At 55.1% G+C, this 13855-nt stretch carries 17 protein-coding genes; 8 read left to right on the plus strand and 9 right to left on the minus strand.

What is annotated here, in order from left to right:
* Positions 1 to 112: 112 nt before the first annotated feature.
* A complete protein-coding gene (locus ACP7BO_RS18015; protein WP_426212084.1) occupies positions 113 to 415 on the plus strand; it encodes a hypothetical protein in 303 nt (100 codons plus the stop codon).
* A 293-nt stretch (positions 416 to 708) separates the two neighbouring features.
* Positions 709 to 921 (plus strand): cold-shock protein, encoded by a 213-nt coding sequence (locus tag ACP7BO_RS18020; RefSeq protein ID WP_003179963.1) that lies wholly within the window; start codon positions 709 to 711, stop codon positions 919 to 921.
* 70 nt (positions 922 to 991) lie between these two features.
* On the opposite strand, the gene ACP7BO_RS18025 is transcribed toward ACP7BO_RS18020, so the two are convergent.
* Complete coding sequence (locus ACP7BO_RS18025) at positions 992 to 1300, minus strand: I78 family peptidase inhibitor (protein WP_397454209.1); 309 nt, start codon at positions 1298 to 1300, stop codon at positions 992 to 994.
* Positions 1301 to 1460: 160 nt separating this feature from the next.
* Positions 1461 to 1766, minus strand: coding sequence for a hypothetical protein (locus tag ACP7BO_RS18030; protein WP_397454210.1), 306 nt, complete (start codon positions 1764 to 1766; stop codon positions 1461 to 1463).
* A 162-nt stretch (positions 1767 to 1928) separates the two neighbouring features.
* Here ACP7BO_RS18030 and ACP7BO_RS18035 point away from each other — a divergent pair, with 162 nt between their 5' ends.
* A complete protein-coding gene (locus ACP7BO_RS18035) occupies positions 1929 to 2129 on the plus strand; it encodes a hypothetical protein (protein ID WP_060693539.1) in 201 nt (66 codons plus the stop codon).
* Between the two features lie 17 nt (positions 2130 to 2146).
* Here the strand turns inward: ACP7BO_RS18035 and ACP7BO_RS18040 are convergent, their stop codons facing one another.
* Genes ACP7BO_RS18040 through ACP7BO_RS18070 form a run of 7 tightly spaced genes read right to left on the minus strand, consistent with a single transcriptional unit; the run spans position 2147 to position 9105 of the window.
* A complete protein-coding gene (locus ACP7BO_RS18040) occupies positions 2147 to 3175 on the minus strand; it encodes a nucleoside hydrolase (RefSeq protein ID WP_397454211.1) in 1029 nt (342 codons plus the stop codon).
* Between the two features lie 22 nt (positions 3176 to 3197).
* Complete coding sequence (gene rbsD, locus ACP7BO_RS18045) at positions 3198 to 3602, minus strand: D-ribose pyranase (RefSeq protein WP_397454212.1); 405 nt, start codon at positions 3600 to 3602, stop codon at positions 3198 to 3200.
* On the minus strand, positions 3599 to 4519 hold the full coding sequence (gene rbsK, locus ACP7BO_RS18050; protein WP_426211874.1) for a ribokinase: 921 nt from the start codon (positions 4517 to 4519) through the stop codon (positions 3599 to 3601). The genes rbsD and rbsK overlap by 4 nt, the downstream gene beginning before the upstream one ends.
* A gap of 11 nt (positions 4520 to 4530) precedes the next feature.
* Complete coding sequence (locus tag ACP7BO_RS18055) at positions 4531 to 5565, minus strand: LacI family DNA-binding transcriptional regulator (protein WP_060693547.1); 1035 nt, start codon at positions 5563 to 5565, stop codon at positions 4531 to 4533.
* Positions 5566 to 5568: 3 nt separating this feature from the next.
* Positions 5569 to 6546, minus strand: a complete 978-nt coding sequence (locus ACP7BO_RS18060; protein WP_060693548.1) for an ABC transporter permease — start codon at positions 6544 to 6546, stop codon at positions 5569 to 5571.
* Positions 6543 to 8096: a sugar ABC transporter ATP-binding protein gene (locus ACP7BO_RS18065; RefSeq protein ID WP_397454214.1), complete on the minus strand. Its 1554-nt coding sequence runs from the start codon at positions 8094 to 8096 to the stop codon at positions 6543 to 6545. The genes ACP7BO_RS18060 and ACP7BO_RS18065 overlap by 4 nt, the downstream gene beginning before the upstream one ends.
* A gap of 55 nt (positions 8097 to 8151) precedes the next feature.
* A complete protein-coding gene (locus ACP7BO_RS18070) occupies positions 8152 to 9105 on the minus strand; it encodes a sugar ABC transporter substrate-binding protein (protein WP_426212086.1) in 954 nt (317 codons plus the stop codon).
* 430 nt (positions 9106 to 9535) lie between these two features.
* On the opposite strand from ACP7BO_RS18070, the gene ACP7BO_RS18075 reads away from it, so the two are divergent.
* From ACP7BO_RS18075 to lpxO, 5 genes are all read left to right on the plus strand, one after another.
* On the plus strand, positions 9536 to 10612 hold the full coding sequence (locus tag ACP7BO_RS18075; protein ID WP_060693554.1) for an asparaginase: 1077 nt from the start codon (positions 9536 to 9538) through the stop codon (positions 10610 to 10612).
* Positions 10613 to 10815: 203 nt separating this feature from the next.
* Positions 10816 to 11067: a DUF1654 domain-containing protein gene (locus ACP7BO_RS18080; protein ID WP_060693556.1), complete on the plus strand. Its 252-nt coding sequence runs from the start codon at positions 10816 to 10818 to the stop codon at positions 11065 to 11067.
* Positions 11068 to 11071: 4 nt separating this feature from the next.
* On the plus strand, positions 11072 to 11761 hold the full coding sequence (locus ACP7BO_RS18085; RefSeq protein WP_060693558.1) for an endonuclease: 690 nt from the start codon (positions 11072 to 11074) through the stop codon (positions 11759 to 11761).
* A gap of 126 nt (positions 11762 to 11887) precedes the next feature.
* Entirely contained in the window at positions 11888 to 12601 is a 714-nt protein-coding gene (locus tag ACP7BO_RS18090; protein WP_426211878.1) for a GntR family transcriptional regulator, read from the plus strand.
* 296 nt (positions 12602 to 12897) lie between these two features.
* Entirely contained in the window at positions 12898 to 13797 is a 900-nt protein-coding gene (gene lpxO, locus ACP7BO_RS18095; RefSeq protein WP_426211880.1) for a lipid A hydroxylase LpxO, read from the plus strand.
* Positions 13798 to 13855 lie beyond the last annotated feature (58 nt).

Raw genomic sequence — 13855 nt, forward strand, 5'->3', positions numbered from 1 at the left:
TGCTCACTCGAAGCAATGAGGCGGTTTTTGCAAAATGGTGAACTTGAGCTCCACTATCCCCTCAGATACTCAGTGCAACAAATTCAGATTTAAAGTCTATAAGGAGAATCACATGCGCTTGACTCACCTGCTTGCCCTAGCAGCACCTCTGGCAATGCTCTTGCCCTTGAGCGCCCAGGCCGAAAGTTGGCCTGCAGGCGCCAAAGAAGCCTATATGAAGGATTGCACTGCAGCCGCCAGCCAAAGTGTCGATCAGAAAACCGCCCAGCAACATTGCGCATGCGGTGCAGATAAAATTTCCGAGAAATTTTCGACTGCCGAGATCAAAGAGTTGATGAGCAAGACAAAAATGCCGAGCGTAGAGCTGCGGACCAAGGCCCTGGATGCCATCCAGGCCTGCAGGGCAACAAAATAAAGCATCTTTCGGGGGCTGATTTAAGCCTTGAGCCAAGCAAAAAAGACCTTGAAACGTCTTTTTGCTAAAAAATATGCATCCTTTACTGCTTTTTTTCGAAGGCGCTTTAGCCGCTAAACCCCCATAAAACGGGGACTTAAGGCACTTCAAGCGCCAGACAAATGCTAACAATGATGCAAACTGCAGCTCAGGGGGGCTCCCAAACCGCACATTTCGACTATGATAGCTCGGTGTGCCCAGTTGGCCTGAGCAGCACAGTACTACTGAAAATATAAGTTTCTTGGAGATACACCATGTCTAATCGCCAAACCGGCACCGTAAAATGGTTCAACGATGAAAAAGGCTTCGGCTTCATCACTCCTCAAGGTGGCGGTGACGACCTGTTCGTACACTTCAAAGCTATCGAAAGCGACGGTTTCAAAAGCCTGAAAGAAGGCCAGACTGTTTCCTTCGTGGCTGAGAAAGGCCAAAAGGGTATGCAAGCTGCACAGGTTCGTCCGGAGTAAATCTCCTTCGAACAAAAAAACCCCGTCCATGTGACGGGGTTTTTTATGCCTGCAACAACGCTAAATGATCTTAACCGCAGTTAACTCGGGTAATGATGGCGTTGTCATCCGCATTAAGATTCAAACGATCCGAACGGTACTCCAGCGTCATGATGTCATGTGGCGCCAGGATGCGTGCATTCTGTGCCCCTGCCTTGATGCGGGCCTGTTCCAACAGCTCTGGCGACGCCTTTTGGCCAATCACAAAGCTGGCTGCTTTAGCATCGCAACGACTGTGACCTGCCTCAGCCACTGGCTCTTTTGCAGCGTTCGGCGTACTACAACCTGACAGCGCTACAACCGCCAACAACGAAACCAATGACGCTAGCTTCCAAGACATGAAGCCTCCTTAAGATAAATAGTCGAAACCTTTGCGACAGCTTTTTCGCAAATAGGTTGCACAGAGTCTTACGGCAAAAATTGATTAACCGCAGGGCACAAGATATTGCCCGAGCACATCATAAACGCGCACATCTAATCGTGACGGAATGTGTAAGCCGCTAATAAACATCAATGTAATCGAAAGGAGGGCACGGCCAATTGTCCTTCAGCGCATTACGAATCTGCATGACCCAGACCTCATCGCTTGCGGCAATATTACCGACATACCCGGAGCCGGCAGCCCAAGTCTCAAGCCTGAACAGCAGCCCTTCGATATCGGCACCACCCACAACACCAGAAGAGATATAGGCAATACCTGCCTTCGTGACGCGTAACTGAGTATGTGCATCATCACTGGCCGAGGCCAGTAGCTGGCTGACTGCTGCAAGCGTCAGCCCATCCGGGTTGTTTAAATCAATGTGCATGTGAAGGCCCCGACCTCAAAAATTCAAGTGTGGCATGCACACGGGCCTCATGCGAAAGTTGAAGCCCCAAAAGACCCGTAACATGATTAACTTTGAGCTCCTGATAGCATCAGGAGGTCTTTTTGCTAAAATCGCGTTTTTAACACCCCTCTTGAGATACTCATGACTACAGTCACCATCGATGCAGACATCAAAGCCAAATGGCCTCAAGGTCAGTGCTCCTACAGCCCTGGAAGCCCGGAGGAGCTGGCAATCATCGGTATCGACCTGTTAGTCAAAGAGCTTGGCACCGAGTCAGCCAGAGCCTTTGTCAGCCAAATATTCGAAAAGTACAAGGACACGGCGTTTTCGAAACTGACATAAGGTGGCGCAGACTCATATCACTGCAGCCGCCCCAGTCGTGCGGTCAGCAAGTCAAAAAATCCTTGGGCATCGCCATTCTCAACCCAAAACGCATTTTTCGGCTGCTTTAGCGTGTCGTACCAGTCTGCAATGGTTTGGCCAAAGGTAGGCCCTTCGCGGGTATCCACTACCAGATTAACCTCGCGCCCGGAGAACAGTTCTGGCTTGAGCAGGTAGGCGATAACACTGGCATCGTGTACAGGACCACCCGGCAATCCGTAGTGCGCCATATCGTTCTTCACATACTCATTCAAAATATCGCCAACCAGCTTGCCGGCCTGATTGCCAAGTGAGGCAATCTGTTTCAAACGCTGGTCACTGGTCAGGATCTTGTGTGTCACATCAAGCGGGACATAAACCAGCTTGACGCCACTTTTCAAAACCACATCTGCCGCATGCGGATCGGCGTAGAGGTTGAATTCGGCCACAGGGGTAATGTTGCCGCCGTTGAAATGAGCACCGCCCATGACCACGACCTCCTTGATACCCTTGGTGATATCAGGCGCCTGAATCAGCGCCAGCGCCAGGTTGGTTTGTGGTCCGAGCATGGCAATTGTCACACTGCCTGGCTTCGCCGCACGCAATGTATCGATAAGATAGTTAACCGCATTGGCCTGCTCGAGCCCTTTGGCAGGTTCATGTACCGGGACACCCGTTACACCTTCCTGACCATGAATATTCTCGGCATAGATGGGCGTGCGCACCAGAGGCTTGGGTGCCCCGGCGTACACGGGGACGTCTTCGCGGCCTGCCCACTCCCGTGCAAGGCGGGCATTACGCGAGGTCTTGTCCAGACGGACATTACCCGCCACGGTGGTAATCCCCAAGACATTGAGCTGCTCTGGCGACGCAAGCGCCAGCAGCAAAGCAACGACGTCATCAGCACCGGGGTCAGTGTCGATGATCAGATCGATTTTTTCGGCAGCATGGACACTTGAAATACTGAGAACAGACAAAAACACGACACTCCTGATCAGGTGATGAAAAATCCGCATAAAACGCGACATGAGTTATTCCCTGTATGACGTATTAAAAAGTAACTCCGGCGATCAGAGCGATGTTGCAGTAGGGACGGCATTCTCCCGTTCTCACAATCACTTTTGCCCGCAGGCATAGCGCCTTGAACGCATTGTGATCGAGCAAACTCCTGCTCCCCAGATCTCCCCGAGTGTTGTGCATATCGATGCATGACAATGCCGGGCAAGGCATTTGCAGCAGCTCGTGCGCCAGAACATGACTTTGCACCTGCATCTCACTGAGCACGGTGCTCAGCGTACTGCAAACATCAGGCACGCCTTGGGTCAGCGCCAGATCAATCAGCTCCACGCCATTGGGCACAGGCAAACCGGCATCGGCAATAACCACGATGTCACCATGCCCCAGCGAAGCAATAAGTCGCGAAAGCGCGATGTTGAGCAAAGGTGTTTTTTTCATGACAAGGCAAAGTCCTTTACATCCTGCAGCCGAGGTATAGAGGGCTGCGCGCCCGCGCAGGTCACTGATAATGCTGCCGCTATCTGGGCAAAACGAATCGCATCGTCCTCCCCTTTTCCCGCGGCCAGTGCAGCCGAGAAAGCTCCGACAAATGTATCGCCGGCCGCCGTTGCATCGACCGCCTCAACCTGGGGTGCAGCAAAGTGCATGACGCGCTGCGCACTGACAAGCAACGCGCCCTGCGCGCCCAGCGTCACAATAATTTTGCCCGCTCCGAGCGCCAGGAGGCTGCGTGCAGCCAGTTCTGCAGACGCAAGCGAATCGACTGTAACGCCAGTCAGAGCCCCCGCTTCACTTTCATTGGGGATCAAGTAATCCACCGAGGCATACCACTGCACCGGTAACGGTCCACTGGCGGGGGCCGGGTTGAGAATGACAATTTTATCCAGCTCACGCCCGCGCTTGAGGGTGTGGCCGACCGTCTCCATTGGCACCTCAAGCTGGCAAATGATGACCTTCGTTTCTTGCAGCATGCCGTCAAACGCCATGATGTCTTGAGAGGCAAGGCATCCATTGGTGCCCGGCACTACCACAATGGTGTTCTGACTGTTGGCATCAACGACGATCAGCGCAACACCGCTCACCCCCTGCGTGACAGTACGAACGGCCTGACAATCGATGTTCTCGGCCTCCAGCCCTTCACGCAGTTGCACGCCATACGCATCACTGCCTACGCACCCGATCATCGCCACCTGTGCTCCCAGGCGCGACGCTGCCACAGCCTGGTTCGCCCCCTTGCCACCATGAACCGTACCGAAAGACTGTCCGAATACTGTTTCTCCCGGGCGCGGCAGGCGCTCTGCGCGGGTGACCAGATCCATGTTGAGACTGCCAACCACCACTACGTTTGCTTGCATGTTATCGAGACTCACCCATGGGATTTTCGCAAGGATTGCACCGGCGCCCCAACATAGGCTGCCGTCGACTCTCGCAGCACGATGCTTGGTGTCACAATTCGCTGCTCCACCGCCCGTTCAGGCGATGCAATACGGCGCAACAATAACTGCGCGGCCATTTCACCCAGCTGCAAAATCGACTGCCCGACTGTCGTCAGCGCCGGATAGACATAACGGCTCATTTGCACATCATCAAAACCAATCACAGACAACTGATCCGGCACCCGGATATTGCGCTCTGCAGCCGCCCGCAAAACACCGATCCCCATCATGTCGTTGCACGCAAAAATAGCCGAAGGCCGGTTGTTTTCCAGCAAGCTGACTGCCGCCTGATAACCCCCGACACTGCTGAAATCACTCTCGATCATCCAGGGTGCGGACGCTGTGACACCGGCCTCAGCCAGGGCTCGCAGGTAGCCTGCAGTGCGCAGCTGTGCAACGCGGGTGATTGCAGGGCCACCAATACAGGCGATAGCCCTGTGCCCCAAATCAAGCAAATGCCGGGTGGCCAGATACGCACCCAGTTCGTGATCGATTCGTACCAGGTCTGCGTCGATACCTTCGAGGTTCCGATCGACAATGACCATGGGCGTTCGCACACCGACCAGCCCGCTCGCCAGGCCAAGATCGCCTCCGGCCGAAGCCACAACCAGACCATCCACGCGCTTCTCAAGCAGCACCCGCAGATAGTTGCGCTGCTTGTCAGGATCGTCGTCACCGTTGCACAGGATCACGCAGTAATTGTTGCGCTCGCAGTAATCCTCGATACCCCGCGCCAACTCGGCGAAGTACGGGTTCAGGCTATTGGCAACCAGCAGGCCGATAGTCGCGGTGGTCTTGGCCTTCAAGGAGCGTGCGACAGCGCTTGGCACATAGTCGAGACGCGCAATGGCCTCCTCAACTTTCAAGCGCACCGGCTCACTTACCGGGCGCGTTTTATTCAGGACATGCGACACCGTGGTGTAAGAAATGCCGGCCATTGCTGCGACATCTTTAATGGTTGCCATTGTTCAATTCCGTCGCCGTGCGCGTTGACTGCGGTAAGTATCCAGGACTACTGCCATCACTATGACAGCACCGGTGATAATACGCTTTGTCGGCTCGGTTGCACCGATTTGAGCCAGCCCCGCGGCCAGTACCGAAATAATCAGCACCCCGAAAAAAGTACTGATGACCGACCCGCGTCCGCCCATCAAACTCGTACCGCCGATAACCACCGCAGCAATCACCTGCAACTCAAGACCCGAACCGGCATTGGGGTCTGCAGCCTCCAGACGGGATATCTGAAACAGCGCAGCCACGCCCGCCAACAAACCCATCAGGCTGAACACTAAAATCTTGTAGGGCTTGGGATTGATACCGGAAAGGCGAACGGCTTCCTCGTTCGTACCGATCCCGATCAGGTAACGGCCAAACACGGTCCGTGTCAGAACGGCCTGAGCAATAAAAATGATCAGCAGCGCAATAATGAAAGAGGGTGAAATGCCGAATGCAATCGGATTGGACAGCCAGGCAAACGCATCACCGATATAGGCTGTACGAGAACCCGTCATCTGATAGGCCGCGCCCCGAGCCATCTCCAGCACACCCAGAGAAACAATAAAGGAAGGAATCCGCCAGGCGACGCTGATCGACCCCGTGATCGTACCTGCCAGCGCAGCGCATGCCATTCCCAGCAGGGCCGCAGGAAAGATCCCCCAGCCCCAGCCCAGAATTGCCACACTGACCGCTGAAGCCGCCAATGCGAGCACCGACCCTACCGACAGGTCGATTCCGCCAATAATCAATACAAACGTCATCCCCACCGACAGCACCATCAAGTCCGGAATCTGATTGGCCAGAGTGCTTAACGTGTCGTAGGAAAAGAAGTGATCGCTGAGGCTCGAAAACAGCACAATCATGGCCAGCAACGCACCGGCCAGCCCCAGATAAGTGCCCGTGCCGAAATAGTTGCGAGCGCTTTTTGGCACTGCAGAGGTGGACTTCATGAGGCTTCCTTTGGCGCGGCTTCAGCGAGCAACGCATCTCGTGTTTGATAACCTGCAAAAGCGGCTGCCAGCAGCTGCTCCTGACTCCAGTTGTTACGCTCGAACGTTTCTATCAGGCGCCCGGCAGACAACACGCCGATACGATCACAGATCAACATCAACTCCCGCAGATCGCTCGACACCACAACCAGTGCCCTGCCCTGACGGGTCAACTCACCAAGCAACCGGTAGATATCAAACTTGGCACCAATATCGATGCCACGGGTGGGCTCATCAAACAGCAAGACTGCGCAGTCGCGCTCCAGCCACCGGCCGATGACCACCTTCTGCTGATTGCCTCCGGAAAGTTGCGACACCACTTGTTCCGGCCCTGAACTGCGGATCCCCATCGCGTCTATCTGGCGCTGTGCCAACGCAGCTTCCTGCGCACCGCTCACCACCCCCAGACTGGAAACCCGGTGCATATTGCCCAGACCGATGTTGGCACTGATCGACTGGGTCAAAAGCAGGCCTTCGCCTTTGCGGTCCTCGGTAATCAAGGCGATCCCTTGCTTAACCGCATCGGCCGGCGACCGGATACTGGCCACCTGCAAAGGAGAGCCCACAGCCACGGTGCCGCTATCGGGCAAATCGGCCCCGTAGATCAAACGCAAAAGCTCGGTACGCCCTGCCCCGATCAGACCTGAAATACCGAAAATTTCGCCCTTGCGCACTTCAAAGGACACGTTCCGGACCTTGTCCGAGCGGGTAAGCGCCGTGACTTTAAGCGCCGGCTCTCCCAGTTCACGTGAGCCCAGCTCCAATGGATCACCCAGTTCACGTCCCACCATCAGGTGGACCAACTGCTCACTGGTGTAATTGGCGATCGGCTCAACACACACCAGGCAGCCATCGCGCAAAACGGCAATGCGTTGCGCAACCCGCGCCAGCTCTTCGAGCCGATGGGATATATAGACAATTGCCACGCCCCTGGCCTGAAGCCGCTCGATCTGTACGAACAGCATCTCGACTTCACGCGCCGTCAGCATGGCCGTCGGCTCGTCCAGGATCAGCACATGGCAATCACCGATAAGATTACGGGCGATTTCCACCATTTGCTGGTGGCCTATACCCAGGTCTGCCACCAATGTGTCGGGATCTATCGCCTCCAGACCTACCTGGGCCATTGCTTCAATGGCGGCCTTGCGTAATTGCTTGCGATTGATCCAGCCAAGATGACCGGGCAGATTATCCAGAAACAGATTCTCGGCCACGGTCAGGGTGGGCAGCAGGTTGAGCTCCTGCATGACCATACGCACCCCCTGGCGCTCAGCCTGTGAACGACTGGCGGGGGCGTAGGGCTGACCATTGAATTGCATCTGCCCCAGGGTCGGTAACTCCAGGCCACCGATGACTTTTGACAGGGTGCTTTTTCCGGCACCATTTTCGCCCGTCAGGGCCAGCACTTCACCGCGATACAACGCAAGATCAATGTCCGTCAAAACGGGTTGGGTATAGGTTTTGCCAATCCCGCTGACGGACAGGACCACGCTGGCATTGGAAGCCGACATAAAACTTCTCCGGGCACCTGCTCAGCCGAGCAGGTGCCTGTGGCAGCGAATATGACTATTTTTTGGTTACCAGCTGCACCGGGGTATCAATAACGCCATCCTTGAGGTTCTCAACCGGCTCTTTCTTTAGCAGCTTGAGCGCGGTCTGGATGCCATAAACCGCCTGCTCGGCAGCCGCCTGATCGGCCGTGGCAAGAACGCGGCCGTCCTCCAGCATCGGTTTGATTGCATCAATATTGTCATAGCCTACGACTTGAACCTTGCCAGCCTTGCCTGCTGCACGGATTGCCGATACGGCACCTACGGCCATGTTGTCATTGCCCGCCAGCAGCGCCTTCAGGTTCGGATATTCACTGAGCATGGCTGCCGCTTTTTTGCTGCCACCATCGATTTCCCAGTCACCCGATTGCGTCGACACAATTTTCATGCCGGCTGCATCCATCGCGTCCTTAAAGCCTGCGGTGCGCATCTGGGCATTGGTGGTGGTTGATACACCTTCAATGATGCCCACTTCATCGCCTGGCTTGAGCTGCTTCGCCAGATAGTCTCCAACTTCACGCGCGCCCTTTCTGTTGTTCGGGCCCACAAACGGTACGTCGATACCTTTGCTTTTCAAGACCTCGGGGTCCAGCTGGTTATCGATATTGACCACTACGATCCCGCGGTCCCTGGCTTTCTTGATGGCCGAAACCAGCGCCTTGGAGTCAGCAGGAGCGATCACCAGCGCATCGACCTTGGCGATAATCATCTGATTGATAATGTCAATTTGACCGGCAGTGTCGGTTTCATTCTTGATCCCGTTGGAGACCAGATCGAAATCCGCGGCGTGGGCCTGTTGATACGCCTTGCCACCGTCCTGCATCGTGACAAAAAACTCATTGGCCAACGATTTCATCACCAGCCCTACTTTGGGCTTTTGAGCGGTATCGGCGTGAGCAACAGAGAGGGTCAAGGAGGCTGCGGCCAACATGGCGACAGCGAGAAGACGTCCAGCAAAGGGCAGCTTCATGGGGGGGAACTCCGATCTTATGATTATTGTGAGCAACGTCCAGCCCGGAGAAAGCCTGACAAAACACATGGGCAGCAAGTCATGGTACAAGCCCAATCGAGCCGACTTGAAAGCACCGCGCAAACGTTTGCTTGAGCCTCACTATGAAAAGCTGTTTCTCATTTGTCAACGTGAAAAACAGCCGCCAACCGCTCGACCAACGGTCGACTCTCCGAACAAAAAACCGCTGGTTGTTCGGGAAACCGTCCCGCGCCGTCACAGAAAAAACCTTTATATAAAAATATCCTTATTAATCAACAGGTTAAACTGTCTTAAAACAGACCCGACAGTGGCACAGTTAGTGCTTTGGTAGGCAGCCCGTGCGCAAGTGACGGCACGCGCGGTGCTTGATGTCGGTACATCAGCGCGCCCACCAATAAGAGAGCAAATAATGAAACCAGCTGTGTTGAAAACTATTGTTCCGGCCGCCTTGGCCCTTCTGCTGGCCCTGCCTGTTGTTCAGGCACAAGAAGCCGGCAAACCCAATGTCGTGATTCTGGCAACCGGCGGCACTATTGCCGGCGCGGGTGCCAGCGCAGCCAACAGCGCGACCTACACCGCTGCCAAAGTAGGCGTCGACCAACTGATTGCCGGCGTACCCGAGCTGAGCCAACTGGCAAACGTGCGTGGCGAGCAGGTCCTGCAAATCGCTTCCGAGAGCATTACCAACGACAACCTGCTGCAACTGGGCCGTCGTGTCGCCGAACTGGCTGACAGCAAAGATGTCGATGGCATCGTTATTACTCACGGCACCGATACCCTGGAAGAAACGGCTTACTTCCTCAACCTGGTCGAAAAAACCGACAAGCCAATCATCGTAGTCGGCTCCATGCGCCCGGGCACCGCCATGTCCGCTGATGGCATGCTTAACCTGTACAACGCCGTTGCTGTAGCCGGCAGCAAAGAAGCACGCGGCAAGGGTGTGCTGGTCACCATGAACGACGAGATCCAGTCGGGCCGTGATGTCACCAAATCAATGAACATCAAGACCGAAGCGTTCAAAAGCCCTTGGGGCCCGCTAGGCATGGTGGTTGAAGGCAAATCCTACTGGTTCCGCTTGCCTGCCAAGCGTCACACCATGGACTCCGAATTCGACATCAAAGACATCAAATCCCTGCCAAACGTAGGCATCGCCTACTCGTATGGCAACGTCGACGACACCGCTTACAAAGCATTTGCCCAAGCCGGCGCCAAAGCCATCATTCACGTTGGCACAGGCAACGGCTCCGTGTCCTCGCGTGTAGTGCCTACCCTGCAAGCTCTGCGTAAAGATGGCGTGCAAATCATCCGTTCTTCCCACGTAAATAACGGCGGTTTCGTACTTCGTAACGCAGAACAACCTGACGACAAATACGACTGGGTTGTAGCCCACGACCTCAACCCGCAAAAAGCCCGCATCCTGGCCATGGTCGCCCTGACCAAAACCCAGGACAGTAAAGAACTGCAGCGGATGTTCTGGGAGTATTGATCTCCCCATGCCGGGCACTGCCCAGTGCCCGGCGTTTAAAACACTCAATCACCCCGGTGAGTGGTCTATTTAATTGATTTTTCTGTCCTTCTCGCACTAAACCAAAAAAACGCAGTCCGATCCGCAGCCAAACGCATCCAAACAGTTGCCAAATCTCATGCAGTTAAATACTGTATGCACATACAGCAACCAAGGATCGCATCATGGCTAAAAAACCGGTGAAAGCGCCACCCCTTCCAAGCCCCTACGAAATTTTCGGAACGCGCATACAAAAAATCATCAGCTCGCCAAAAGCGCAAAAAGACAAAATGGCGTTGCTTGAACGACTTGAGGGCGACAACCCGGAGTTCTGGGAGCGCCTGTTAGAAGAGATCTCCGAAAACGACAACGTCACAATCGCCCATCGCGATGATGGCGGGGTCAATGTTTTCTGGACCGTGCCAGAGGAAGATTGAGTCAATGAGGGTTCGTATACTGGCGTTAGCCAGCCTCTTTACCGCTATGAGCGCACATGCTGCTGCGCCGCAAACCTTCAGTGAAGCCAAAAAGGTCGCCTGGAAACTCTACGCGCCACAGTCCACCGAGTTCTATTGTGGGTGCAAATACACCGGCAACCGGGTCGACCTCAAAGCCTGTGGTTATGTCCCGCGCAAGAATGCCAATCGAGCAGCACGTATCGAGTGGGAACACATCGTTCCTGCCTGGCAAATTGGTCACCAGCGCCAATGCTGGCAAAGCGGCGGCCGAAAAAACTGCACCCGCAACGACCCTGTCTACAAAGTTGCAGAGGCCGACCTGCACAATCTGGTGCCCAGCATTGGTGAGGTCAACGGCGACAGAAACAACTTCAGTTTTGGCTGGCTACCTGCGCAGTCGGGCCAGTACGGTTCGTGCCTGACCCAAGTCGACTTCAAGGCCAGGAAGGTCATGCCCCGGCCGTCAATCCGAGGCATGATCGCGCGAACCTACTTCTATATGAGCAAACGCTACGACTTGCGCCTCTCCAAGCAAGATCGCCAACTCTATGAAGCGTGGAACAAGACCTATCCGGTCCAGGCCTGGGAGCGTCAACGCAATCAGGCCGTAGCCTGCGTCATGGGTCGTGGCAATGAGTTTGTCGGCCCGGTCAACCTCAAAGCCTGCGGTTGATACCTCTGCCTTGAGCAGCCGCAAGGTTCAAGGCGCCCTGCTCGCTTTACATCCTTCTCCCCATGCGCACTGCTTTCTATCCGCGTATTTATTGCTCAACCGCCATTGCTCGACTATTACTCAGGCATGATAAAACACGCCCGATTCAACAAAAGACAACAAGCCGTCGAAGAACTCGTCCATCGCATAGAAAGCGGGCTGTTGGCAGACGGCCACCTGCTTCCGGGCGAAAAGCAACTGGCCGAGGAGCTGCGCGTCAGCACTGGCACGCTTCGCGAAGCGCTGGCAGAACTGGAAAGGCGCAAATACATAGCCATGCAGACCGAAGGCAGCGCCATCGTCACGTACGACGGCATGACCCTGGACCAGAATAATGGCTGGACCCAGGCGCTGGCCGACACTGGCGCCCGGATTCACACCGAACTTCTGCAACTCCAGGCCGTAGAACGCCCGCAGCTAAGCCTTAAATTTGGTTTGAGCCAGTTTATTTCTCTGGTTCGCCGCCGCAGCCATGACGATGGCAGCGCCATCTCCCTGGAGCGCTCCCTCATGCCCGCTACCGGGGGTCTTGAAAGCCTGCCACGGACAGGGCTGATAGATGAGTCGCTGACGATAACTCTGGCCGCTTACGGTTTTGTGGCGCAGAACGGCGATCAATGGATTAGCGCCGAGCCACTCAATCAAGAAGATGCGCTTCTACTGGGGCGGGCGCCAGGGGCCGTTTTCATCAAGGCTCTGCGCACAACCTACGACCGGCACGGGCGCTTTATGGAGCAAGTGGAAAGCTGGCTTGATCCTCAGCACTTCCGGATGTACCAATCGTTAGGAACCCCCAAATAACAGCGACTGCTCACGCACTCGGGCGGCTTGCCGGGCGGGCACCAAAGGCATTGGTCACACGTCGCAATCCCGTAATCAGGCGCACTCTCAAGCGAAACCCGACCCGCAATCCGACCAAAGACTGTAAGCAAATAGATACAAAAGCATCATGAAACGCTGGAAAAAGCCCGAAGTGCTGTTTTAACCTTACACTTTGGCTCCCCTCCAGAGACACCAGCGCCCGACATCTCCTGTAAGAGGTCGGGCCACTTGCGTGCATGCAGGGGCAGCATTTCACCTGACTTGTGACGATACTCTTGAAACTCATCATCATTGCTGTTTACGTTTTATCCATTGCCCATGTGCACTTGCGGGGCAACGTTCGCCATAAATTGGGACGCCAGCTGAGCGACCATTCCACGTTCCTGGCTCCAATCAATTGCTTCCTGTATTTGTTCTCCAAAGTTCCGGCACAGCCTTACTTTAAACCGGCAGATTTCCCGCAGTTGCAGCCCTTGCAGGATCATTGGCAGGAGATCCGCGATGAAGCGCGCAACTTGATGCAGGCGGGTGAAATCAAACGTTCGGAACAACCGAACGATGTCGGTTTCAACTCGTTCTTCAAGAGCGGCTGGAAGCGCTTTTATCTGAAGTGGTATGGCGACAATCATCCGTCGGCGGTCGAACTGTGCCCACGCACCATTGAGTTGCTCAACGGCATCGGCACCATCAAGGCCGCCATGTTTGCCGAGTTGCCACCGGGCTCAAAGCTGGTGCGCCACCGCGACCCCTATGCGGGCTCCTTGCGCTTCCACTTGGGCCTGGACACCCCTAATGATCCGGGCTGTTATATCAACGTCGACGGGCAAAACTACTCGTGGCGTGACGGCGAAGCCGTAATGTTTGACGAAACCTTCATCCATTACGCCGAGAACACTACCTCAAAGAATCGCATCATCCTGTTCTGCGACGTGGAACGCCCCATGCAATATCGCTGGGCTGCAGCCTTTAATCAGTGGTTCAGCCGCACAGTCATGGCGTCTGCCAGCTCCCCCAACGATACCAGCGATAAAACCGGTGGTCTGAACCGCGCATTTACCAGGCTGTACAAAATCCGCCTGCGCGGCAAAGAACTGAAAAAACGCAATCGCACGCGCTACTACCTGGAGAAATGGGCAATTTTCGGCGGCCTGATTACGTTGTTTCTGGTCATTTAGAACTCTCTGCCAGTCTTGACCGCAGGAGCGGTCTTGCCTCGCGATGCACTTGAGGCTA

This window comes from Pseudomonas sp. TWR2-1-1 (assembly GCF_049897045.1).
GTDB lineage: Bacteria > Pseudomonadota > Gammaproteobacteria > Pseudomonadales > Pseudomonadaceae > Aquipseudomonas > Aquipseudomonas versuta.

Excerpts from the sequence above, each read along its gene's own strand:
- rbsK (WP_426211874.1), bottom strand. The coding sequence starts at position 4,519 with ATGCAAGCAAACGTAGTGGTGGTTGGCAGTCTCAACATGGATCTGGTC.
- ACP7BO_RS18060 (WP_060693548.1), bottom strand. The coding sequence starts at position 6,546 with ATGAAGTCCACCTCTGCAGTGCCAAAAAGCGCTCGCAACTATTTCGGC.
- ACP7BO_RS18020 (WP_003179963.1), top strand. The coding sequence starts at position 709 with ATGTCTAATCGCCAAACCGGCACCGTAAAATGGTTCAACGATGAAAAA.
- ACP7BO_RS18065 (WP_397454214.1), bottom strand. The coding sequence starts at position 8,096 with ATGTCGGCTTCCAATGCCAGCGTGGTCCTGTCCGTCAGCGGGATTGGC.
- ACP7BO_RS18030 (WP_397454210.1), bottom strand. The coding sequence starts at position 1,766 with ATGCACATTGATTTAAACAACCCGGATGGGCTGACGCTTGCAGCAGTC.
- ACP7BO_RS18055 (WP_060693547.1), bottom strand. The coding sequence starts at position 5,565 with ATGGCAACCATTAAAGATGTCGCAGCAATGGCCGGCATTTCTTACACC.
- ACP7BO_RS18085 (WP_060693558.1), top strand. The coding sequence starts at position 11,072 with ATGAGGGTTCGTATACTGGCGTTAGCCAGCCTCTTTACCGCTATGAGC.
- rbsD (WP_397454212.1), bottom strand. The coding sequence starts at position 3,602 with ATGAAAAAAACACCTTTGCTCAACATCGCGCTTTCGCGACTTATTGCT.
- ACP7BO_RS18090 (WP_426211878.1), top strand. The coding sequence starts at position 11,888 with ATGATAAAACACGCCCGATTCAACAAAAGACAACAAGCCGTCGAAGAA.
- ACP7BO_RS18040 (WP_397454211.1), bottom strand. The coding sequence starts at position 3,175 with ATGTCGCGTTTTATGCGGATTTTTCATCACCTGATCAGGAGTGTCGTG.
- ACP7BO_RS18075 (WP_060693554.1), top strand. The coding sequence starts at position 9,536 with ATGAAACCAGCTGTGTTGAAAACTATTGTTCCGGCCGCCTTGGCCCTT.
- ACP7BO_RS18080 (WP_060693556.1), top strand. The coding sequence starts at position 10,816 with ATGGCTAAAAAACCGGTGAAAGCGCCACCCCTTCCAAGCCCCTACGAA.
- ACP7BO_RS18015 (WP_426212084.1), top strand. The coding sequence starts at position 113 with ATGCGCTTGACTCACCTGCTTGCCCTAGCAGCACCTCTGGCAATGCTC.
- ACP7BO_RS18035 (WP_060693539.1), top strand. The coding sequence starts at position 1,929 with ATGACTACAGTCACCATCGATGCAGACATCAAAGCCAAATGGCCTCAA.
- ACP7BO_RS18025 (WP_397454209.1), bottom strand. The coding sequence starts at position 1,300 with ATGTCTTGGAAGCTAGCGTCATTGGTTTCGTTGTTGGCGGTTGTAGCG.
- ACP7BO_RS18070 (WP_426212086.1), bottom strand. The coding sequence starts at position 9,105 with ATGAAGCTGCCCTTTGCTGGACGTCTTCTCGCTGTCGCCATGTTGGCC.